Source organism: Proteus myxofaciens ATCC 19692 (assembly GCF_001654855.1).
Taxonomy (GTDB): domain Bacteria; phylum Pseudomonadota; class Gammaproteobacteria; order Enterobacterales; family Enterobacteriaceae; genus Proteus; species Proteus myxofaciens.
Map to the genome: position 1 here is coordinate 1 of NZ_LXEN01000102.1, position 23,185 is coordinate 23,185.

Annotated in this window: 22 protein-coding genes; 11 read left to right on the plus strand and 11 right to left on the minus strand. The window is 39.6% G+C overall.

Going from position 1 to position 23,185, the window contains the following annotated elements:
- Window positions 1–255 precede the first annotated feature (255 nt).
- The 7 genes from prmA to acuI all read right to left on the minus strand — a co-directional run bounded on the left by prmA (window position 256) and on the right by acuI (window position 6,765).
- Window positions 256–1,137 (minus strand): 50S ribosomal protein L11 methyltransferase, encoded by an 882-nt coding sequence (gene prmA, locus M983_RS10810; protein WP_066750244.1) that lies wholly within the window; start codon window positions 1,135–1,137, stop codon window positions 256–258.
- Window positions 1,138–1,163: 26 nt separating this feature from the next.
- A complete protein-coding gene (gene panF, locus M983_RS10815; RefSeq protein WP_066750551.1) occupies window positions 1,164–2,609 on the minus strand; it encodes a sodium/pantothenate symporter in 1,446 nt (481 codons plus the stop codon).
- On the minus strand, window positions 2,599–2,847 hold the full coding sequence (locus M983_RS10820; protein WP_066750246.1) for a YhdT family protein: 249 nt from the start codon (window positions 2,845–2,847) through the stop codon (window positions 2,599–2,601). Before M983_RS10820 ends, panF begins: the two co-directional genes overlap by 11 nt.
- A 205-nt stretch (window positions 2,848–3,052) precedes the next feature.
- Window positions 3,053–4,402: an acetyl-CoA carboxylase biotin carboxylase subunit gene (gene accC, locus M983_RS10825; RefSeq protein ID WP_066750248.1), complete on the minus strand. Its 1,350-nt coding sequence runs from the start codon at window positions 4,400–4,402 to the stop codon at window positions 3,053–3,055.
- Between the two features lie 12 nt (window positions 4,403–4,414).
- Complete coding sequence (gene accB, locus M983_RS10830) at window positions 4,415–4,882, minus strand: acetyl-CoA carboxylase biotin carboxyl carrier protein (RefSeq protein WP_066750250.1); 468 nt, start codon at window positions 4,880–4,882, stop codon at window positions 4,415–4,417.
- A gap of 33 nt (window positions 4,883–4,915) precedes the next feature.
- A complete protein-coding gene (aroQ, locus tag M983_RS10835; protein ID WP_066750252.1) occupies window positions 4,916–5,359 on the minus strand; it encodes a type II 3-dehydroquinate dehydratase in 444 nt (147 codons plus the stop codon).
- Between the two features lie 431 nt (window positions 5,360–5,790).
- Window positions 5,791–6,765: an acrylyl-CoA reductase (NADPH) gene (acuI, locus tag M983_RS10840; protein ID WP_066750255.1), complete on the minus strand. Its 975-nt coding sequence runs from the start codon at window positions 6,763–6,765 to the stop codon at window positions 5,791–5,793.
- Between the two features lie 614 nt (window positions 6,766–7,379).
- Between acuI and mreB the strand changes: the two genes are divergently transcribed.
- From mreB to M983_RS10890, 10 genes are all read left to right on the plus strand, one after another.
- Entirely contained in the window at window positions 7,380–8,423 is a 1,044-nt protein-coding gene (gene mreB, locus M983_RS10845; protein WP_066750258.1) for a rod shape-determining protein MreB, read from the plus strand.
- Between the two features lie 90 nt (window positions 8,424–8,513).
- A complete protein-coding gene (gene mreC / locus M983_RS10850; RefSeq protein WP_074388167.1) occupies window positions 8,514–9,602 on the plus strand; it encodes a rod shape-determining protein MreC in 1,089 nt (362 codons plus the stop codon).
- A gap of 5 nt (window positions 9,603–9,607) precedes the next feature.
- Window positions 9,608–10,096, plus strand: a complete 489-nt coding sequence (gene mreD / locus M983_RS10855; protein ID WP_066750260.1) for a rod shape-determining protein MreD — start codon at window positions 9,608–9,610, stop codon at window positions 10,094–10,096.
- Window positions 10,097–10,147: 51 nt separating this feature from the next.
- Window positions 10,148–10,735, plus strand: coding sequence for a Maf family protein (locus tag M983_RS10860; RefSeq protein WP_066750261.1), 588 nt, complete (start codon window positions 10,148–10,150; stop codon window positions 10,733–10,735).
- The gene (gene rng, locus M983_RS10865; protein WP_066750263.1) at window positions 10,732–12,201 is read left to right on the plus strand and encodes a ribonuclease G; all 1,470 of its coding nucleotides are present in this window, start codon (window positions 10,732–10,734) and stop codon (window positions 12,199–12,201) included. Before M983_RS10860 ends, rng begins: the two co-directional genes overlap by 4 nt.
- 48 nt (window positions 12,202–12,249) lie before the next feature.
- Complete coding sequence (yhdP, locus tag M983_RS10870; RefSeq protein WP_066750265.1) at window positions 12,250–16,041, plus strand: AsmA2 domain-containing protein YhdP; 3,792 nt, start codon at window positions 12,250–12,252, stop codon at window positions 16,039–16,041.
- Window positions 16,038–16,898 (plus strand): deaminated glutathione amidase, encoded by an 861-nt coding sequence (gene nit1 / locus M983_RS10875; protein WP_066750267.1) that lies wholly within the window; start codon window positions 16,038–16,040, stop codon window positions 16,896–16,898. The genes yhdP and nit1 overlap by 4 nt, the downstream gene beginning before the upstream one ends.
- Window positions 16,895–18,340 (plus strand): metalloprotease TldD, encoded by a 1,446-nt coding sequence (tldD, locus tag M983_RS10880; RefSeq protein WP_066750269.1) that lies wholly within the window; start codon window positions 16,895–16,897, stop codon window positions 18,338–18,340. Before nit1 ends, tldD begins: the two co-directional genes overlap by 4 nt.
- A gap of 87 nt (window positions 18,341–18,427) precedes the next feature.
- On the plus strand, window positions 18,428–18,922 hold the full coding sequence (locus M983_RS10885; protein ID WP_066750271.1) for a ribonuclease domain-containing protein: 495 nt from the start codon (window positions 18,428–18,430) through the stop codon (window positions 18,920–18,922).
- Entirely contained in the window at window positions 18,922–19,197 is a 276-nt protein-coding gene (locus M983_RS10890) for a barstar family protein (RefSeq protein ID WP_066750273.1), read from the plus strand. Before M983_RS10885 ends, M983_RS10890 begins: the two co-directional genes overlap by 1 nt.
- A 72-nt stretch (window positions 19,198–19,269) precedes the next feature.
- On the opposite strand, the gene yjgA is transcribed toward M983_RS10890, so the two are convergent.
- Window positions 19,270–19,830, minus strand: coding sequence for a ribosome biogenesis factor YjgA (gene yjgA, locus M983_RS10895; protein WP_066750554.1), 561 nt, complete (start codon window positions 19,828–19,830; stop codon window positions 19,270–19,272).
- Window positions 19,831–20,016: 186 nt separating this feature from the next.
- Here yjgA and pmbA point away from each other — a divergent pair, with 186 nt between their 5' ends.
- Entirely contained in the window at window positions 20,017–21,345 is a 1,329-nt protein-coding gene (gene pmbA / locus M983_RS10900; protein ID WP_066750275.1) for a metalloprotease PmbA, read from the plus strand.
- A gap of 100 nt (window positions 21,346–21,445) precedes the next feature.
- Here the strand turns inward: pmbA and rnk are convergent, their stop codons facing one another.
- The 3 genes from rnk to rapZ form a co-directional block, all read right to left on the minus strand.
- Window positions 21,446–21,856, minus strand: coding sequence for a nucleoside diphosphate kinase regulator (gene rnk, locus M983_RS10905; RefSeq protein ID WP_066750277.1), 411 nt, complete (start codon window positions 21,854–21,856; stop codon window positions 21,446–21,448).
- Between the two features lie 174 nt (window positions 21,857–22,030).
- Window positions 22,031–22,303, minus strand: coding sequence for a PTS phosphocarrier protein NPr (gene npr / locus M983_RS10910; RefSeq protein WP_066750279.1), 273 nt, complete (start codon window positions 22,301–22,303; stop codon window positions 22,031–22,033).
- Window positions 22,300–23,154, minus strand: coding sequence for an RNase adapter RapZ (gene rapZ / locus M983_RS10915; protein ID WP_066750281.1), 855 nt, complete (start codon window positions 23,152–23,154; stop codon window positions 22,300–22,302). The genes npr and rapZ overlap by 4 nt, the downstream gene beginning before the upstream one ends.
- Between the last annotated feature and the right edge of the window lie 31 nt (window positions 23,155–23,185).

The following is a 23,185-nucleotide window of genomic DNA, read 5'->3' on the forward strand; positions in this document are numbered from 1 at the left end:
TGAGGAAAAGTTTAACCAAATAGCGAAAAAAAGTTACTTTTTTACTCTTGATTTTTAATAAGTTTATAATTTAGTTATTTAAAACAATATGTTATCTATTTAAAAAAAATCAAAAATAGATTATAGAGAATAAATAAACTACTGAAAGAAAGTTAAGTTTATCAGACAAAAATGAGATTAATGTCTGATAAACAATAAATAAGTGAAATTTTCACACCTTGAGAATATTAAACTTTGTTTAATATTTGTTCGATGTTACTTTTTTATACCCGTAATACGACACCACTCTTCTTTCTCTGCAACAGGATCTAAGTGAAATAATTCCTCATATGCAGCCGCTACACCTTCAGCTTGTGTTGCTAGAACACCAGAAAGACCTAAGTGACCGCCTTGTTGAGGAAGTGTACTAATCACCGGTGCAAGCTCGCGTAGTGGGCCTGCAAGGATGTTGGCGACGACGACATCAGCCGTTAAGTTTTCAGGCTGATCTTTTGCAAGATAAAGTGTGAGAGAGTCAGATACGCCATTACGCTGTGCATTATCACGACTTGCTTGAATTGCTTGTGGGTCAATATCAATGCCTATCGCTTTTGCAGCACCCAATTTTAAAGCTGCAATCGCTAAAATACCTGAACCACAGCCGAAATCGATAACTGTTTTTCCCGCTAAATCCAATCCATCTAACCATTGAAGGCAAAGAGAGGTTGTAGGATGCGTACCTGTACCAAAAGCAAGACCAGGATCAAGCATAACGTTAACAGCATTAGGATCAGGAACGTCACGCCAGCTAGGGCAAATCCATAAACGTTCACCAAAGCGCATAGGATGAAAATTATCCATCCATTCACGTTCCCAATCTTTGTCTTCAATTTGCTCAACTTTATGTAAGAAGTTTTTACTCAGCAATGGGCTATTTTCAAGCATTGCGACAATAATGTTCATATCGGTTTCTGCATCATATAACCCAATGACGTCAGTATCACCCCATAGACGAGTTTCACCTGGTAGTGGCTCAAAAATAGGTGTGTCATGGCTATCTTGAAATGTGACAGATACTGCACCACTTTCGATAAGCTCATCGCCAATGGCTTCTGCATTGGTCGCCGTTGCATTCAGTCTTAATTGTATCCAAGGCATAATTCTTAATCTCTTTTAAAAATAATTCATTGTAATGGCGCTGATTCTGGCAATGTGTGCTCACCAAATCGATTTGCAATAATAAATGCCAATAAGCTTAATAGTAGTGATGGGATAATCTGATGAAAACCGGCTATCTTGATATCAAAGCTTGCAAGTATAGCATAGAGCGTAGCTCCAGTTACCATGCCCGCAATCGCACCGTAACGATTTGCTTTACTCCAGTAAAGCCCAAGTACTAGTGGCCATAAGAAAACCGCCTGTAAGCCACCAAAGGCCAGTAAATTAAGCCAGATAATCATTGGCGGTGGGTTCCATGCTGCAAATAGAAGTAATACACCTAAAATTAAGGTAGAAAGGCTTGATAAACGTGAGATACGTTTTTCATTCGTTATCGCATGTGGCGCAATATTAAGATAAAGATCTTTAACTAGCGTAGCTGATGATTGTAGTAATTGCGCATTGATTGTAGACATAATGGCAGCCATAGGTGCAGCAAGAAAAATACCTGCTGCGAAAGGCGGTAATACATTAACCATAAGTGTAGGAATAACCTGATCAGGGACGGTGAGGTCAGGAATAATTGCTCGACCTAAAGCACCCGCAAAATGCATTCCAAACATTAATAAGGTCATAACAATAGTGCCTATGATAATGCCTTTGTGCATTGCTTTGCTGTCTTTGTACGAGATACAACGCACTGCTGTATGAGGTAAGCCAATAACACCAAAGCAGACAAGCACCCAAAATGATGCCATAAATGGACCGCTCAAAATGCCATCAGCACCTTGTGGTGAAGTTAAAGCAGGATCAATAGCATTGAGCTTTTGTATAGCAACATCTAAACCGCCAGCCTTATAGATAATGGCAAATAGCAAAATAAAGGTACCCAGTAGCATAACAAGCCCTTGCAAGGCATCATTTAATACACTAGCCCTAAATCCACCTATCGCCGTGTATAGCGCAATTGAGATGCCAAATATCAGCAAGCCAAATTCATAAGGGATACCCGCTGCCGTTTCTAATAGGCGAGCGCCACCAATAAATTGAACCGTCATTGCACCAACGAAAGCAACAAGTAAGCTAAAACTTGCAAACCAGACAAGAAAACGGCTTTGGTAACGCGCGTAGAGCATGTCATTTAACGTTACGGCATTATAACGTCGCGCTAAGATGGCAAATTTTTTACCTAATACACCCAATGAAAGCCAAATAGCAGGAACTTGTATTACTGAGAGTAATACCCAACCAATCCCATATTGATAAGCAGCACCAGGACCACCGATAAAAGAGCTTGCACTGACATAGGTAGCTGTAACCGTCATGGCAAGAACAAAGCCACCCATTGAGCGGTTACCGAGAAAATACTCGTTAAGGAATTCGCCTTTTTCGCGTTTGCGATAAGCATAGGCCGACAGTAAAAAGACTAAAAGTAGATAGCCAATGAGTGGCAAAATAACTTCAGTTTGCATCATCATGGTCATCCCCTAATGGCATATCTTTGAAAAAATAACGCACCATCAGATAGCACAATAAAAAAAATAGAATAGGTGAATATATGCATGAGAGTTCAAACCAAAGTGGTAAACCGGTAATGCTAAGTGTGTTATCAGGTAAATAGGCGGTAATTAACCACGCTAATAAATACATAAAGGTTAAAATGAGCGACCAAAGAGCTTCTTTGTGGGCTTGAACAAAACGTTTGTCCATTTGCTCTCCCAATCTAATAGGGTTAAAACGAATGTGAGAATTGTACGGGAAAGTGAGTATCGATTCAGTGAAAATTAATCACAAAGTAGCTAGTTGAATAAGGATATTTATTATCTGGCTGTTTTTAAAAGATTATATTTTATAGGGATATAAAAAAGGCATAGCTAAATCAATTAACTATGCCTCATGACATTGATGAAAAAGATTATTTTTCAGCCAAACCTAAACGTTTTTCAAGGTAGTGGATGTTAGTACCACCTTTTTGGAATTGCTCATCATTCATGATGAATTGGTGCAATTCAATGTTAGTTTTGATGCCGTCAATGATAAGCTCAGTCAAGGCATTTTTCATACGAGATATCGCAATTTCACGAGTTTCACCATAAGTTATCAATTTACCAATCATTGAATCATAGTGAGGTGGAACTGTATAACCTGCATAAATATGCGATTCCCAACGTACACCAAAACCACCTGGTGAGTGGAAACGTGTGATAGTACCTGGGCTTGGTAAGAAGGTTTTTGGATCTTCTGCATTGATACGACATTCAACAGCATGACCATGAACATTGATTTGATCTTGAGTTACCGATAATGGTAAACCAGAGGCAACACGCAATTGTTCTTTGATTAAGTCAATGCCGGTGATCATCTCAGTCACTGGGTGTTCAACCTGAATACGTGTATTCATTTCAATGAAGTAGAATTCGCCATTTTCATAGAGGAATTCAAACGTACCTGCACCACGATAACCAATTTCAATACATGCATTAGCACAGCGTTCACCGATATTTTTACGGATTTCAGGTGTAATACCTGGTGCTGGTGCTTCTTCAACGACTTTTTGGTGACGACGTTGCATTGAACAGTCACGTTCAGCAAGATAGATAGCATTACCTTGGCCGTCAGCCATCACTTGAATTTCAATGTGACGCGGGTTTTCAAGGTATTTTTCCATGTAAACCATATCGTTGCTAAATGCAGCTTTTGCTTCAGCACGCGTCATGGCAATGGATTGTTCTAAATCTTTTTCTGAACGAACTACACGCATTCCACGTCCACCACCACCACCAGATGCTTTGATGATGACGGGATAGCCGATACGTTTCGCAATTTCAATATTTTTAGCAGTATCGTTACCTAAAGGACCATCAGATCCTGGTACACAAGGAACACCTGCTTTTTTCATTGCCTCGATAGCAGAAACTTTGTCACCCATTAGGCGAATAGTCTCAGCTTTAGGGCCGATAAAAATAAAGCCAGAACGTTCGACTTGCTCTGCAAAATCAGCATTTTCAGATAGGAAGCCATATCCTGGGTGGATAGCTTGCGCGCCACTGATTTCTGCTGCCGCAATAATTGCAGGAATATTCAGGTAACTTTTTGCTGAAGCAGCGGGACCTATACAGATAGTCTCGTCTGCCAGCAGAACGTGTTTTAAATCACGGTCTGCAGTGGAGTGCACAGCAACAGCTTTTATCCCAAGTTCTTTACAGGCTCTTAGGATACGCAGTGCTATCTCACCACGGTTGGCAATGAGGATTTTTTCTAGCATGGACCTGCCTCGTTATTCGATGACAATGAGTGGATCGTCAAACTCAATAGTGTCGCCATCTTGGCAAAGAATAGATTTAACAACACCCGCTTTATCAGATTCAATCTGGTTCATCATTTTCATAGCTTCGACGATGCACAGAGTGTCGCCAACATTCACTTGCTGACCAACTTCAACAAAGACTTTGGCTTCAGGGCTAGGCGAACGATAGAATGTACCTACCATTGGTGAACGGACGATATGACCGCTGATCTCTGGCGCTGTAGCAGCAGGAGTTTCTGGCGCTACAGGTGCAACAGCAGCTGCTAATGCAGGTTGAGGTGCTGCTGGTGCCGCAAAATATTGCTGAGGAGCCATTTGGCCCTGATTACCAGAGTTACGACTAATGCGTACTGACTCTTCACCTTCAGAAATTTCCAGTTCAGAAATGCCAGACTCTTCGACCAGCTCGATCAGTTTCTTGATTTTACGAATATCCATGAGTTGATTCCGTACTCTTTTTGATGTTTTTTATTAAGACAAGCGGCTAACCGCTGCCTGTAAAGCAAATCGATAACCCTCTGCACCTAATCCACAGATGACGCCTGTTGCGATATCAGAAAGATAAGAATGGTGACGGAATGGTTCCCGACTGTAGACATTGGATAGGTGAATTTCAATAAATGGAATATTCACCCCTAAAAGTGCATCACGCAGTGCAACACTGGTATGCGTAAAAGCAGCGGGATTAATTAATATATAATCAACATTTTCCCGAGCTGCGTGAATTTTATTTATTAGCTCAAATTCAGCATTAGACTGAAAGTGGCTGAGTTTCACATTTAATGCCTTAGCATCCGCTGACAAACTTTGAACGATATCATCCAGAGTTAGGTGTCCATAAGTTTCTGGCTCTCGGGTACCAAGCAGATTTAAATTTGGACCATTGATTAGCAAAATATGAAAATTTTCCGACATTATGCTTCTATCTCCGTCAATTCGTCAACGAAATGACAAAATAACCTGTGATTTTGATTTTGTCATCTTTTATTCTGTCCAATGTGACGATTCATATCACAAAGCCGGACATTATAGACATTTCACAGAAGATAACAGCAAAATACTGGTCTAATCAGGAAGAAAAGGAAATATTTTGATAAAAAGTTAAAGGATTTTACAAGAATGTAACCATGAGAAAACAAAACTATCTGCCGTTTAAAAAATAATCATAACATCACGTTATTTATTGATGTGACAGGAAATATAATTTTCTAAGAGATGGATCGTTAATATATCTTTAAAATGTGATCTAGATCACACCTTTCGTTGTGTGTAATAAAATAAAACCGCGAATTTGGCATTAAATTAACGTATTTAATGCCGAAAATATACGGATAGATGATAATCGATTAAAGCTTAACGAGTGTTCTACCTGTTACTTGGTTGTCTATCATCATTTGAGCATAATGGGGCGACTCTTCTAAGGCAATCTCCGTCATGGCTTGTTGATAGAAGCTTTCTGGTAATGTTTCTAGCAAACGTTGCCAAACTTGAGGACGCTTATCAGCAGGAAAATAGACAGAATCGACACCTTGTAGACGAACATTTCGCAGAATAAAAGGCATCACTGTGGTTGGTAATGAAATTCCACTGGCTAATCCACACGCTGCAACTGTTCCGTTATAATGTGTTTGTGATAAAACATTTGCTAAAATTTGACCACCTACAGTATCAATTGCACCAGCCCAACGCTGTTTATCTAGCACTTTTCCTTGTTGCTCTAATTCTTCACGCGTTAAAATATCTTGTGCGCCTAATCGACGTAAATAGTCATGATTTGCTGAACGACCACTTAGCGCAGTCACTTGATAGCCTAATTGGGTTAGCAAGCTAATTGCAGTACTACCTACACCACCACTAGCCCCTGTGACTAGAATATTACCACTTTGAGGTGTAATACCGCCTTGCTCTAAGGCCATGACACAAAGCATAGCGGTAAAACCTGCGGTACCAATTATCATCGCATTCTTTAATGATAAACCATTAGGAATAGGTGTTAACCAATCACCTTTAACGCCCGCTTTTTGCGCTAATCCACCCCAATGACTTTCACCAACACCCCAACCGGTTAATAAAACATGTTGCCCAATATGGAAACGAGAGTCTTCGCTATGATGAACAACACCAGCAAAGTCGATACCAGGCACCATGGGTAATTGACGAAGTATTTTGCCTTTTCCTGTAATTGCGAGCCCATCTTTATAGTTTAAGGTGGAGTAATGAATATCGACGATAATATCGTGTATAGGCAATCTTGCTTCATCAATATTTTGCACATTAGCAAGAAGTTTATCGCCATGCTGTTCAACGAGTAGTGCTTTCATGATGTTCTCCTCTCTATTTCTAATTTTGTCATGATAGGTGATTTTCATCAATTCGTTGTGATTATGCACAATATCTCTTGGAATAATGAGACAAATTAATACTATTTAGTGTATAAACGAGGGGTTCTACGTTTATTACAGCAAAGATTATTCTGAGATTTGTCTCTTGATTATGAAATAACGCCTTTAATGTTTTACGATTGGATTTAAAAATAGCCTTTCATCTTGTTCCGAAAGTGTTGGCAATGTGTTGTCTTAAAATGATCCAAGGTAAATAATCGAATGATTAAATTTTATTTGAACTTGCGGTAATATTTTTGGGTCACAGTGTGTCAACACAGTAATATTTTTGTTGATATTTACGTTGTTTTTATTGTGATTAAATTAAATATGTACAGCATAGAGTCAACTTTATACGTTAATCGATTTAATTAGCCCATTTTTATGCAGTTTTTTTCTGCTCCAATTGGGAAAAGTAACGTAGAATATTGTGCCTTTAAGATTATTCACGTGTCCACTTTTAGCTAAGTAGTGAATCGCGCCTTGTCGCTACTTATTGTGGTTGGTAGAGTAGACGGATTTTTCCGTCCCGGCTTGCAGGATTATCCTTTCGTATGTTTAAAAAATTTCGTGGCATGTTTTCCAACGATTTGTCTATTGACTTGGGTACCGCCAATACCCTTATTTATGTCAAAGGGCAGGGCATTGTTCTCGATGAACCCTCTGTTGTTGCTATTCGTCAAGATCGCGCTGGAACATCAAAAAGTGTTGCAGCGGTAGGGCATGAAGCCAAACAAATGTTAGGGCGTACCCCTGGGAATATTGCAGCTATCCGTCCTATGAAAGATGGTGTAATTGCTGATTTTTATGTAACCGAAAAAATGCTCCAACACTTCATAAAACAGGTTCATAACAACAGCTTTATGCGTCCAAGTCCTCGTGTATTGGTTTGTGTGCCGGTAGGTGCAACGCAAGTTGAACGTAGAGCGATTCGCGAATCTGCATTAAGCGCTGGTGCTCGAGAAGTCTTCTTAATTGAAGAACCTATGTCAGCGGCGATTGGTGCTGGTTTACCGGTTTCTGAAGCGACAGGTTCAATGGTTGTTGATATTGGTGGTGGTACAACGGAAGTTGCTGTAATTTCGCTTAACGGTGTTGTTTACTCTTCTTCTGTTCGTATTGGTGGTGACCGTTTTGATGAAGCTATCATTAATTATGTTCGTCGTAATTATGGCTCATTAATCGGCGAAGCGACCGCAGAACGTATCAAACATGAAATTGGTTCTGCTTACCCTTCTGATGAAGTCAATGAAATTGAAGTTCGTGGTCGTAACTTAGCAGAAGGTGTGCCACGTAGCTTTACATTGAACTCTAATGAAATTCTGGAAGCATTACAGGAACCATTGACGGGGATTGTCAGTGCTGTAATGGTTGCTTTAGAGCAATGTCCTCCTGAACTTGCTTCTGATATTTCAGAGCGTGGCATGGTCTTAACTGGTGGTGGCGCATTATTGCGTAATCTGGATCGTTTATTAATGGAAGAAACCGGTATTCCTGTTATCGTTGCTGAAGATCCGCTGACTTGTGTTGCTCGTGGTGGTGGTAAAGCGCTAGAAATGATCGATATGCACGGTGGCGATCTCTTTAGCGAAGATTGAAATTAATTCTCACAAGGGAGAACGGATTCCCCCTTGATAAGAAGATTTATACCTATTTTTTTATTTTCCGTGTGAGTTATCTTAGATTTTATGAAGCCTATTTTTAGTCGGGGTCCTTCCCTGCAACTAAGATTAATCATCGCTGTTATTATTGCTATCGTATTATTGGTTGCAGATAATCGTATCGGTGCATTTTCTAAAGTCCGCCAGTATTTAGATACTGCTGTTAGCCCCTTCTATTTTCTTGCAAATGGGCCTCGTCGTTTTCTGGACCAAATTTCTGACACATTTGCGACACGCGAAAGATTACAATTTGAGAATCAAGCTTTGAGAAAAGAGTTGCTAGTGCGCAGTGGCGAAAGCCAATTGCTTGAGCAATTTAAGCAAGAAAATGCTCGCTTACGAGAATTACTTGGTTCACCTTTACGCCAAAATGAACAAATGACTGTGACACAAGTTCTTTCTGGCAATAGTACACCTTATCGAGATCAAGTCGTTATTGATAAGGGCGCTAATGATGGTGTTTATGAAGGACAGCCCGTTATTAGTGATAAAGGTGTTGTCGGACAAGTTATTGCCGTAAGTGAATTAACTAGCCGTGTACTTTTAATTTGTGATACATCTCATTCTTTACCAGTACAAGTATTGCGTAATGATATTCGTGTTATTGCATCAGGTGCGGGTTGTTCTGATGATTTAGTATTAGAAGCATTGCCTGCTAATATCGATATCCGTGTTGGTGATGTCTTGGTGACATCAGGACTAGGTGGACGCTTTCCTGAAGGTTATCCGGTCGGGGTTGTCTCTTCAGTTAATGTTGATAACCAACGCGCTTATTCTGTTATTAATGTAAGACCTTCTGCTGAGTTACAACGCTTACGCTATTTATTGTTATTATGGAACGCTACTGATAAGAAGGGCGAGCCACCATTACCTTCTGAAGTTTATCATGCCGCGAATGAGCGTTTAATGCAGTTGATGCCTCAAGTTTTACCTAACTATGAGCAAGCAGGGCCTCCATTGCCGCTTTCTTTATCGCAAGATCCTGTTGTCGAAGATACATCAAAACCAGAGTCACAAAAGCCAAATACGCAAAAGCCGAATAATAGAGCTACAGTGCCAGATAAAACGAATTCGTCTGTGCAACCTAATCCGCCTGTTGAAAATAGAGGTAGATAGTTAAGATGAACCCTTATCGAAGCCGTGGACGCTGGGTTATCTGGCTCTCTTTTCTCATTGCATTAGTCTTACAGATAATGCCATGGCCTGAGCAATTAGAGATATATCGTCCTATTTGGCCTATGTTATTTCTTATTTATTGGATAACAGCAATTCCTCATCGTGTGAGTGTAGGAACCGCTTTTGTACTTGGCTTAATTATAGATCTTGTTCAAGGAACAACACTAGGTGTTAATGCATTAGCCTATACTTTAGTAAGTTATATTATCGCTTTTAAATATCAGCTATTTTGTAATCTTGCATTATGGCAACAAGCTTTAGTAGTCATGTTAGCGATTGTTGTTGTTGATCTTGCTGTATTTTGGGCAGAATTTTTGTTATCACCCGTGACTTTTTACCCACAAGTGTTCTGGAATAGCCCAGTCAGTGGTATTCTTTGGCCATGGCTCTTTTTTTTGCTTCGCAAAGTCCGTCATCAATTTTCAGTCCACTAAGTTTACTGGATCATGGCGGTGCTTTAGACAACCGTCATGAGGATTCTATCAGTGGTTACACTTTACCTTGCTTCCAGCTCACCAAGACGACGAGAACTTCTCGCGCTATTAGATGTTGAATTTAGTATTGTCACTCCCGCAATTGATGAAATCTGGCAACAAGGTGAATCCCCTGAGCATTATGTTACACGTTTAGCAATAGAGAAATCACAAGAAGGTGTACGACAAACTTCCAGTGATTATCCTGTTTTAGGCTCAGATACCATTGTTGTTTATAAAGGCAATATCTTAGAAAAACCTCGTGATATGCAACATGCTAAGCAAATGCTACATCTACTTTCTGGCTCAACACATCAAGTGATGACCGCTGTCGCTATTTCTGATAAACATCAAACATTGAGCCAATTCGTTGTAACAGATGTTTCTTTTAGGAAAATGACAGATAACGAAATAGAGGCTTATATCGAAACAGGAGAGCCTATGGATAAAGCGGGAGCTTACGGCATTCAAGGAAAAGGAGGTCGCTTTGTACAACGGATTGAGGGAAGTTATCACGCAGTTGTCGGATTACCTCTTGTTGAGACCGAAGCGTTGATAACGCAATTTTTGTCTCTAATAAACGAGAGAGAAATGTCATGACAGCAGAATTATTAGTTAATGTGACGCCCTCTGAAACGCGTGTTGCCTATATTCGAGGTGGCATACTTCAAGAGATTCACATTGAAAGGGAGGCTAAACGCGGGATTGTCGGAAACATCTACAAAGGTCGGGTGAGCCGTGTATTACCCGGGATGCAAGCAGCATTTATTGACATCGGGCTTGATAAAGCCGCTTTTTTACATGCTTCTGATATTATGCCTCACACAGAATGTATTGCGGGTGAAGAACAGCAAAAATTCAATGTGCGCGATATTGCTCAGCTAGTTCATCAAGGGCAAGACCTAATCGTCCAAGTCGTTAAAGATCCGATAGGTACAAAAGGGGCTCGTTTAACGACTGATATTACATTGCCATCACGCTATCTGGTCTTTATGCCTGGTGCTTCTCATGTGGGAGTTTCTCAACGTATTGAGAGTGAAGAAGAACGAGAACGTTTAAAACATCTTGTTGAAGAATACTGTGACGAAAATGGTGGTTTTATTATTCGTACAGCTGCGGAAGGTATCGGCGAAAATGAAATTAAGCAAGATGCAGCCTTTCTTAAGCGTTTATGGAATAAAATCATTGAGCGCAAAAAAAGAAATAAAACGCGTATTCAAATTTATGGTGAATTAGCGCTCGCGCAACGAATTTTACGTGACTTTGCTGTTGCTGAATTAGATAGTATTCGTGTTGATTCAAATTTAACCTACAATCAATTACAAGAATTTATAGGTGAATATATTCCTGAATTAACGGCTAAACTTGAATTACACCAAGGTAATCAGCCTATTTTCGATCTTTATGGTGTCGAAAGTGAAATTCAACGAGCATTAGAGCGTAAAGTTGAATTAAAATCAGGAGGGTATTTAATAATCGATCAAACTGAAGCAATGACAACGATTGATATTAATACCGGTGCATTTGTTGGACATCGCAATTTAGAAGAGACTATTTTTAATACGAATATAGAAGCGAGCCAAGCCATTGCTCGACAACTTCGATTACGTAACTTAGGTGGCATTATCATTATCGATTTTATTGACATGAATAATGATGAGCATAAACGCAGAGTTCTTGCTTCACTTGAACAAGCTTTAAGCAAAGATAGAGTAAAAACAACGATTAATGGTTTTTCTCAATTAGGGCTTGTTGAAATGACACGTAAAAGAACGCGTGAGAGTCTTGAGCACGTATTGTGTGATGATTGCCCAACGTGCCAAGGTCGTGGCACAGTAAAATCGGTTGAAACAGTTTGCTATGAAATTTTACGAGAAATTGTGCGAGTTCATAAAACCATTGATGCTGATCGTTTTCTTGTTTATGCCTCAATAACAGTTTCAGAAGCGTTGCGTGGCGATGAATCTCATGCATTAGCAGAGGTAGAAATTTTTGTTGGTAAACAAGTAAAAGTACAAACTGAATTGCTTTATAGCCAAGAACAATTTGATGTGGTGATGATGTAATGGATAAATACTTATAATGACTATGGTGGTAGAAAGGAGACAAAAGTAATGAAGAAACTGCCAAAATACCTGTTTTTATTAGCAGTTTTTTTTCTAATCATTTTTGCCTTAATATTAAGTGGATTTCGCTACTTTCTGCCTCGCTTAGATCATTATCGGCCAGAAATTGAAGCTTATTTATCTAAAAAGCTCAATAGCCCAGTGACACTGACAAAAATAAAAGGCGAATGGCAAACTTTTGGTCCTGATATCCAAATTGAAGGATTTCATGTTGATCATCAAGATGTTGATGTGAGTGCATCACAAATTACATTATCGCTTGATGTGTGGCATTCTCTATTGGCTTTTCGTCTCTATTTTCCAGAAATAACCTTTGAAAAACTGTATGTTGATTATCGCAAGCCTCTTTTTACAGGAGAAAGTGGCGATATTGAATTAACAAAACCGGATGATATTTCCTCTCTCTTTCTTCAGCAGTTTGACCACTTTAAACTGGTAAATAGTCGGTTTACCTTTTTAACGCCTTCTGGTGATACCAGTACATTGCATGTGCCTGAATTAATGTGGTTGAACCAAAAAAACCGACATCGTGCGCAAGGTAATGTCACGCTTGATACTTCGCTAAACCATTATGGTGGTTTGACTCTTCGTCTTGATCTTTTTACCTCAAAAGAAGGGATTATCGATCATGGACAAATTTTTCTTAATGCTGATGATGTCGATATTTCCCCTTGGCTAAGTCAATGGGTAAAAAGTAACAGCGGGTTTAAAAAGGCTAAAGCAAGCTTATCGAATTGGGTTGAAATAGCAAAAGGGCGTGTTGTCGGTAGTCAACTACAAATTCATCAAGGTGAAATGAATTGGTTGAGTGGCAATACACCCCATGAGCTAAAAGTTGAAGATTTGATTTTACGCATGCGACGCCAAGAAAATGGCTGGCTTGCTGATGTTCCTTATACACGTAAAATCACAATGGATGGTGGTGAGTGGCCTGATGGATATTTGGCTGTGCTTTATCAACCACAAGATAACGGAAATAATGAAGCATGGCGAATTCGTGCTAAAAATATTGAGCTAGACCGACTATATGCATTATTACCGTTATTTTCATTTTTAACCCCTGATTTCGTTCAACAATGGCAATATCGACAATTTTCAGGCATGGTCAGCGATTTCGCACTTGATCTCACTCCGAATAATTTTTCGCATAGTGCTATTGATATTAAATGGAAAGATGTTGCGTGGAAACGTTGGCAAGAAATCCCTTCTGTTGAGCATTTTAATGGTCACCTAAAAGGGAGTATGCAAAATGGTCAATTGAATTTTGCATTAAAAGATAGCGAGGTTGATACAGGCGAATTATTTCAAGCACCTTTAAATATCAAAAGCGGGAGCGGCACACTTTATTGGCAACATCAAAAAGATGATATTTCACTGTGGAGCCAAGGGCTCGATATTCAAGCTACATCAGCATGGGTAAATGGTGATTTCCGCTATGAAAAACAAGGTGACAAACAACTTCTTTCTATTTTAACAGGCGTAAGAGTTTCTAATGCAGGTGATGCTTGGCGTTATTTACCTGAGCGCTATGTAGGTAAAAACTTAACTGAATATCTCTCTAATGCCATTATTGCTGGCGATATTGAGAATGGAACATTTCTCTTTCATGGCGCACCTGCTGATTTCCCTTTTGAAAATCAAAGTGGACGATTCCAAGTTTATGCGCCTGTGAAACATGCGACTTTTAAATATGATAGTGAATGGCCTGCCTTATTTGATCTTGATATTAATTTAGATTTTAAAAATGACGGTTTGTGGATGTTTGCACCTAGTGTCAATGTTGGTACTGCTAAAGCCACAGATGTGAGTGCGGTGATTGAAAGTTACCAAAAAGACAAAATCGTCATTGATGCTGATATTGAAGCGACAGGAACAGAGCTTAAAGATTACTTTTTACAGTCTCAAATGGTCAGTATTGGTCATACACTTGAAGAGTTACAAATCGCTGAAAAAGTGATTGGCACATTGCACCTTGATATTCCTTTCGATGGTGAAGATGTCGTTGCATCAGGAAAGGTTAATTTAAAAAATAATAGCGTTAACCTCGACTTTATGGGCACCACTTTAGACGATGTTACAGGTGAGTTTCGTTATTATAACGACAAACTTGAGAGCGATATCTTAACCGCTAATTGGCTAGGCCAACCCATTGATTTTTCATTTACGAGTCAAAATAATAACGAAAATTATCAAGTCGATATTGGATTAAAAGGGCGTTGGGATATTCAAAAGATTGCTGGAATACCCGCTGATATTAAACAAAAAGTATCAGGGGTTATACCTTGGCAAAGTGATGTGAACGTTAAAATCCCTGAAAAAGAAGATGTTAATTATCAAGTTAATTTAACGGGTGATATCAGCGCATTAAAAAGCCAGCTTACCGCGCCAGATAATCAAGATTTGGCTAATTCATCGTTAATTAAAGTATTGGCAACAGGTAATAGCGAGCGGTTAGATATTAGCGCAAATGCGCAAGATCAATGGGCTTTAAATAGCCAATGGGCTCTTGGTAAACCACTTCGTTTAGTGCAAGGTAATTTAGTTTCATCCTCAATAGAATTACCTAAGTTGGGTTCTCAAGAGCGGCTAACCATCGCACTAAAAGGAATAAATGGTGATAAATGGTTACCTACAATTATGGCATTTGGTGCATTACCATCATCTGAGAACGAAATCGCTATTCCTAATAATGTGCATATTAGCTTACCTGATTTAAATTTAGCTGGACAACAATGGAATAACCCACAAACAGAAATTATGCGTGTTAATAATGGCATGAAATTGTCATTTGCGGGCAGTGAATTACGTGGTGATTTATTTATTCCAAATAATGAAGCAATATGGCAAGCGAATATTCATTACCTCTATTTTAATGGGGCAACACCGCTAAAAGAAAAAACAACATTAAAAATGGCGAATACGAATAAACCTGTCATTTTAATGAAGAATATTCCCGATATTAATTTTCAATGCCAAGAGTGCTGGATAAATGGCTTATTGCTAGGAAAAATGAAAGGTGATTTATCTCATAAAGATGGTTCACTGCTATTAACAAACGGCATACTGGAAAATAGTAGCGGTAAATTAACGCTAACTGGGACTTGGTCTGAAAGTTCAACAGGTAAAAATAGCACCACATTAACAGGCAAGTTAAATGCAGAAGAAGTTGACGAGTTAGCTGCTTACTTTGGTTATATCATTCCAATTGTGCAATCGCCTTTAACCGCTAATTTTAATTTACAGTGGCAAGATACGCCTTGGAATTTCTCTCTTGGTACGCTTAATGGCAAGATTGATTCATATTTAGGCAAAGGACGTATTGAAAAAGTTGATGTCGGTGAAGCAGGTAAATTATTACGATTGGTGAGCTTTGATGCGTTATTGCGTAAGTTACAATTAGATTTCAGAGATACCTTCAGTGATAATTTCGAATATGACTCTATTAAGAGTGACATTACTATCAAACAAGGCATTATGAATGCAGATAAGGTTTTTGTTGATGGTGTGATTGCTGATATTAGTATCAATGGTACCGTAGATTTATTGAAACAAAAAATGGACCTACATGTTGTTGTAACGCCAGAAATTTCAGCTACGGTGGGTGTTGCGACTGCCTTTGCTATTAACCCTATTGCAGGCGCCGCGGTATTTGCTGCATCGAAAGTTCTGGGACCGCTTTGGGGTAAAATTTCAGTTATACGTTATCATGTCACCGGAACGATGGAACAACCCAAAATTGACGAAGTATTGCGTCAGCTTAAAGAGGATCAGGCATTATGAAAAAAGTTAATGTCGCACTTTTGCAACTTTGTAGTGGAAAAAATACAAAACATAATCTGGCACAAATAGAGCAACAGATTAAGCAATTACCCGATTCAGTTAAGCTAGTACTAACACCTGAAAATGCGTTACTTTTTTCCAGTTCCAAAGATTATCATAAATATGCTGAAATTCAGGGAAAAGGTCCTTTGCAGGAAGCTATTTCTAAAATGGCACAGCACTATAAAGTATGGATCTTAGTCGGTTCTATGCCACTTATTAGTCGCGATTCACCTGAATTAATAACCAGTAGTAGTTTGGTTTTTGATGATGAAGGGACAATCCGCGCTCGTTATGACAAAATTCATATGTTTGATGTGAATATTGATGACGAGCAAGGTGAATATAATGAATCTGCGATTTATCAGCGCGGTGAACGTATCACCGTAGTAGATACACCCGTGGGTAAATTAGGATTAACTATCTGTTATGATTTACGTTTCCCTGGACTTTTTCAAGCATTACGAGAAAAAGGCGCAGAAATAATTTCCGTGCCTGCTGCTTTTACGCGTTTAACCGGCAAAGCGCACTGGGAGCCATTATTACGTGCTCGTGCAATTGAAAATCAATGTATTATTTTAGCACCAGCACAAGTGGGGGCTCATGATACCCGCCGTACTTGGGGTCATACAATGGCTGTTGATGGCTGGGGTAAAGTGCTGAAAAAAAATCCTGATGCGGTTAGCGCGTTAGCACTTAATATTAGCGTAGATAGCCTAGAAGGTATGCGTGAGCAAATACGGGTTGTAAAACATAATCGTTTTCGCCCTAAACTCACCCACTTAATCAAAAAAGTTAAGGATAAAAAAGAATTATGAGTTTAGCTGTTGTCAGCGAAAGTCTGTTGGAAGCAAATAACCTTAGTTTAGATGATTTAGCATCAACACTAGAGCAGCTTGCACAGCGTCAAATTGATTATGGTGATCTTTATTTTCAATCAAGCTATCACGAAGCGTGGGTACTTGATGATCAAATTATTAAAGATGGCTCTTACAATATTGACCAAGGGGTAGGTGTTAGAGCGATTTACGGTGAAAAAACCGGCTTCGCTTACGCAGATCAGTTAACACTTAACGCACTCAATAAAAGCGCAGATGCAGCACGAAGTATTGTTCAAGCTAAAGGTAATGGACATATCCATGCATTAGGCGCTATCCAACATTCCCCACTGTACAGTTTAAACGATCCGCTACAAAGTTTATCTCGCGAAGAAAAAATCGCGCTATTGCATGAAGTAGATAAAGTCGCACGAGCAGAAGATAAACGCGTTAAACAAGTTAATGCCTCATTAACGGGTGTATATGAACATGTATTAGTTGCAGCGACTGATGGCACTTTAGCGGCAGATGTTCGTCCTCTTGTTCGTCTTTCTGTTAGTGTTTTAGTTGAAGAGGATGGCAAACGTGAACGTGGTGCCAGCGGTGGCGGTGGTCGTTTCGGTTATGAGTTCTTTTTAACTAATGCTGAGGGCGAAAGCCATGCGACTACTTATGCGCGTGAAGCTGTTCGTATGGCATTAGTCAATTTATCCGCTATTGCAGCGCCAGCAGGTACTATGCCTGTGGTATTGGGCGCAGGTTGGCCAGGTGTGTTATTACATGAAGCTGTGGGACACGGGCTAGAAGGTGATTTTAATCGCCGTGAAACATCTGTATTCTCTGGTCGCATTGGCGATAAAGTGACATCTGATTTATGTACTATCGTTGATGATGGCACAATAGAAGGTCGTCGAGGCTCAGTAGCAATTGATGATGAAGGTGTCCCTGGTCAATATAATGTGTTGATTGAAAACGGCATCTTAAAAGGCTATATGCAAGATAAGATGAATGCGCGTTTGATGGGCGTTGAGCCAACAGGTAATGGGCGTCGTGAATCATATGCTCACTTACCTATGCCACGAATGACGAATACTTATATGCTAGCAGGCAAATCATCACCAGAAGAAATTATTGCGAGTGTAGAACACGGTATCTATGCGCCAAACTTTGGTGGTGGGCAAGTAGATATCACTTCAGGTAAGTTTGTGTTTTCAACATCAGAAGCGTATTTGATTGAAAATGGCAAGATAACCAAACCGATTAAAGGTGCGACATTGATTGGCTCTGGTATTGAAGCTATGCAACAAGTGTCTATGGTGGGTAATGATCTTGCGTTAGATAAAGGTGTTGGCGTTTGTGGTAAAGAAGGTCAAAGTTTACCTGTAGGGGTAGGGCAACCCACATTGAAGCTAGATAAAATTACGGTAGGCGGTACTGCATAATCACTGCTATAGTTGTTGTAATATACTTTTTAGGCTCCATCGTAAGATGGAGTTTTCGTTTCAATATAAGGTGAAGGGAGTTAGCTCATGGGGAAACGTTTATTACCTGTTCTTATTATCGTTATTATTTTATTTGGTGTGCTTTATAAAGGATTGCTTTCTGATAAAGCGTCGCCAACACCACCAGTATCAGAGCCAACTTCAACGGCTTCAAATCATGACTCATTACCTCAAAAACCACTGCCTATTGATGAAAAAACGCAAATAGACAGTGTTGTAAACTATCTACAACGTCATGATAAGTTACCCGATTTTTATATAACCAAAAAAGAGGCCAGAGAAGCTGGTTGGAATGCGAAAGCAGGCAATTTATGTGACGTATTACCAGGGAGGGCTATAGGTGGCGATCGCTTTATGAATCGAGAAAAGCAGTTACCAGAACAACCTGGGCGTCAATGGTTTGAAGCCGATGTTAACTATCAATGTGGTCATAGAGGCAGTGATAGACTGTTATTTTCTAATGATAAATTGATCTATGTAACAACAGATCATTATCGTACGATGGAAAAAGTATCACCTTAATGAAACAAATAACGTTTGATTTTAAAACACTTACAGATAGAGACGCATTTTATCGTCAATTCGCGTTAAAATTTCATCTGTTTGATGATTTTGGCGCAAATTTAGATGCGTTATGGGATGTGTTAACTGGTGAGATTGAGTTACCTGTAACAATTATCTTCAAGCATTTTCCTCACCACTCTGATGCATTTCAACCCTTGATGGATATTATGCGCGAAGCACAGCGGCAACTTGGTGATGATATGCTGATTTTTTACTGTGATCATAAGTGCTAGATAATTATTGCTGAAAACCGCAGTGGTGAGTTTTTTACACTGCGTTTTCAGTATAAAGCATAAATATAAAATTTATGCTGATTCAGAAAGATCTTTTAGATATTGAAATAGTAAACGGAATGATTTTGGTGGCTTATTACCTTCTTTCTCTTTTTTCGCATTACGGATAAGCGTACGCAATTGCTGACGATCAGCCATTGGATATAGAGCAACCACTTCTTCAATCACTTCATTACCGCCTTCAACAAGACGAATACGTAAGTCTTCAAGTTTATGCAACACAAGAATTTGCTGATTATGACGATTTTTCAGTTTATCTAGTGCTTGACGAATAGGCTCTTCATCCACATTACGCAGTAATTTGCCAATATATTGAATTTGGCGACGACGGGCTTCTCGTTGTACTTTTTGGGCTAATTTAATGGATGCCAATAATTTTTCATCTAAAGGCACTCGCTCTAACTCTTGGGCACTTAATTCAACTAATTCAGTACCTAATTTTTTCAGTGCTTCGGCATCACGCTTGATTTCGCTTTTGCTAACCCAAATAATTTCATCGTCTTCTTCCTCTTCTAAAGGCGTGTTGTCGAATTCAGGGTTGAGGTAATGCCACTCTTCTGGCTGCTTTGCCATAATCATAATTCCTGTTGCAGAGTAAGCCGGGAGTGTGATTTGGTGAATGACCAAAAGCCCGACGGGTGTTAACATTCATATATCTTCTATTGTAACTGGGAAAATCGCTTGTTGACCACCTGTCAATTGATTTACTTTGCTAAAAATAAGTAAAAAGTGATGTTCTCCATAGGAAAATGGTTCTCAATGAATAATACAGATCAGGTAAAACAGCTCGAAGACGCAGTTTCTCTCGCATTAGAGCTTGCCGCAACGCAAAGTGATGGCGCTGAGGTAGCAATCAATAAATCAACAGGAATTAGTGTAAGCACACGTTATGGCGAAGTTGAAAATGTTGAATTTAACAGTGATGGCGCTTTAGGTATCACCGTTTATCAACAACAGCGTAAAGGCAGTGCCTCTTCTACTGATTTAAGCCCAGAAGCGATACAACGCGCTGTACAAGCCGCAGTTGATATTGCTCGCTATACCTCTGTCGATCCATATGCGGGACCCGCTGATAAAGAACTGCTAGCTTTTGATGCGCCTTTTCTTGATCTCTACCATCCAACTCATATTACGGCAGATAAAGCGATTGAGTTAGCATCACGGGCTGAAAAAGCAGCATTAGACAGTGACAGTCGTATCGTAAATACAGAAGGCGGAAGCTTCAATAGCCATAGTGGAACACGTGTTTTCGGTAATAGTCTTGGGTTATTAAAAAGTTATTCTTCATCACGCTATTCTATGTCTAGCTGTGTGATAGCTCGCCAAGATGATGATATGGAACGTGATTATGCGTATACCATTAGCCGTCGTTTTGATGAATTACAATCACCAGAATGGGTCGGTAAAGAGTGTGCTCGTCGCACATTATCTCGCCTTTCACCACGTAAGTTACCGACAATGAAAGCGCCGGTGATTTTTTCAGCAGACGTTGCCACAGGCATTTTTGGTCACTTAGTTGCCGCGATTAGTGGGAGTATGATTTATCGCGAGTCGTCTTGCTTACTTGATAGCCTAGGAAAACAAATTTTTCCACAATGGCTCAATATTCAAGAGCAGCCACACTTATTAGGTGGACTGGCATCAACACCTTTTGATAGCGAAGGTGTACGCACTGCCGATGCTGAGATTATCAAAGACGGTATATTACAAGAGTGGTTATTAACTACATACTCAGCAAGAAAATTAGGTTTAAAAAGTAATGGTCATGCTGGTGGTATTCACAATTGGCGTATTCCAGGGCAGGGGCTTTCATTTGATGCATTACTTAAAGAAATGGGTACAGGGCTTGTAGTTACCGAATTAATGGGACAAGGGGTTAGTACGGTTACGGGTGATTATTCACGTGGCGCGGGTGGTTTTTGGGTTGAAAATGGTGAAATCCAATATCCTGTTAGCGAAGTGACTATAGCCGGAAATCTGAAAGATATGTGGGCAAATATTGCCACTATTGGTGATGATATTGAAACTCGAAGTAATATTCAGTGCGGTTCTTTATTAATTCCTGAGATGAGTATTGCAGGAGAATAATATTCTCGCTGTTTTATCGATAAGCTACCGTCATCTCAGCCCGTTAGGGCTGAGATTTCGCGCTTATAAAATCAAATCAAACAAGACACGAACCTTCAGCTTAGCGATGCAATTCACCAGCAGCTTCTGGTTGGTAAAGAATTTCTAATACTTTAACCTTAGTTTCAAGGCCATTAGGAAGCTTCCAGCTGATTTCATCATTGATAGCCAGCCCTAATAATGCAGCACCCATTGGTGCCATAACAGAAAGCTCTGTAGCGCTATCTTTCAATGAAGCAGGGTAAACTAAAGTACGTGTACGCTCTTCATTATTTTTTAAATCCATAAAGCGGACTTTGCTATTCATTGTGACAATGTTTGCTGGAATTTCAGCAGGTGTAACAATGTCAGCACGATCTAACTCTTCATTCAATGCTTCTGCAATAGGACTATCTGCAAAAGCGGGTTGTTCTAGTAATGAATCTAAACGTTCTGCATCAAGTTCGTTGATGATAATTGTTGGCTTTGTCATACCATACTCCAATTTATTCCAATGCAAAACAACACCCCCACGGATTAGGTGGGGGTGTTGTTAAACTCATATATTGATAATAGGCGGTTCTGCATAAAAAAGAAAGGGGCCGTGATCACACTCTCTTTCAACTTCTTTAGTTAAGAATCGCTAATCTATTGTTTTCTAATATGATTAGTCTTCATCAAAGCCAGACTCAAAGAGCGAAATAATTGCATTAATGGCGTCTATTTCGTCAGAGCCAGTTGCTTCTATGTCAATATAACTGCCTTGCTCTGAATCTAGCATTAACATTGCTATCACACTATCTGCCTGCGCTTGAACACCTTCATGGTTACGTAAAATAACGGTTGATTGAAATGTTTTTACTAAATCAAACAATTTCATTGCCGGTCTCGCATGCATTCCAAGACGATTTTTAATCGCGACTTGTCGATATTGTGTCATTTGCGTTTTTCGAGAGTTCTATGCCGTGATTGTACGTTTTTTCCTCTAGAGCGGAAATAATCTGCGAGTTGCTCTGCTACATAAACAGAACGATGTTTCCCCCCTGTACAACCAATAGCGACAGTAAGGTAACTACGGTTATTCGTTTCTAACATCGGTAACCAGAGTTCGAGATAGCTTCTGGTTTGATAAATAAAATTGTGTACTTCTGTATGTCTATCTAAAAACGCAGCAACAGGGCGATCAAGGCCTGTCATTGGCCGTAATTTAGGATCCCAATGCGGGTTAGGCAAGAAGCGTACATCAAAGACATAATCTGCATCAATGGGGATACCATGCTTAAATCCAAAGGATTCAAAAACCATAGTAAGTTCACGCTCACGCTTTCCTAATAAGCGTGTACGTAACATCTCAGCAAGTTCATGTACTGACATTTCTGATGTGTCAATAATCAGATCGGCACGTGATCGCAATGGCTCTAAGAGATCGCTTTCCGTATCTATTGCCATCTCAAGTGAAAGATTTTTAGTTGAGAGAGGGTGTAGACGACGCGTATCGCTATAGCGACGGATCAGCGTATTTCTGTCAGCATCTAAAAATAAGAGTTGTGGAGAATATTCTGCGGGTAAGCTTTCTAGCGCTTTTTCAAAGATCTCCGGTGACTCTGGCATATTTCGTACATCAATGCTGACTGCGGCAGCAGAAGCATCACGCTCAGCCAGTGTTTTAGCAAGCTCAGGTAAAAGAATAACAGGTAAGTTATCAACACAATAAAAACCCATGTCTTCAAGTGCACGCAGCGCGACTGACTTACCTGAACCAGAGCGTCCACTGACTATCATCAGCACCATGAGGTAGCTCCTCTTAATTTCTATTTCCCAG